The following is a 422-nucleotide window of genomic DNA, read 5'->3' as shown; positions in this document are numbered from 1 at the left end:
GCGATGGCGATCGGACTGCCCAGCATCGCCGCCGGCTCGAACAGCAGGAACAGCCCCAGTGCGGTGACGATCTGCGGGATGACCAGCGGTCCCAGGACCAGGGCGAACACCGCCGAACGCAGCGGCAGTTCACTGCGGACCAGGGCCGTTGCCGCGGTCACGCCGATGATGAGGGAGAAGACGGTGCTCATGGCCGCGACCAGGGCGGACAGGGAGAGCGCGGCGGGCCATTTGCTGCCGTCGGCGAACAGGGCCTTGTACCAGTTCAGCGTCCATGCCTCGGGCGGGAAGGAGGCGAAGGCGTTGTTGCTGAAGGAGGTGACGAGGATGACCACGATCGGCAGCGCCAGGAACAGCAGGATCACAGTGGCCACGGCGGTCAGGGCGATGCGTCCGGCGAGGGACTTGCGCAGTTCCATCAT

The 422-nt window shown here is 67.1% G+C and carries 1 protein-coding gene; it reads right to left on the bottom strand.

The annotated features are described in order from the left end of the window. On the bottom strand, window positions 1-422 hold a 422-nt coding region (locus KUM44_RS39465), incomplete at both ends, for an ABC transporter permease (RefSeq protein ID WP_374202120.1).

It is taken from the genome of Streptomyces sp. AC550_RSS872 (assembly GCF_019049285.1).
GTDB lineage: Bacteria > Actinomycetota > Actinomycetes > Streptomycetales > Streptomycetaceae > Streptomyces.
The sequence above is the reverse complement of the archived record's forward strand: the minus strand, read 5'-3'. Positions and strand labels throughout refer to the sequence as shown.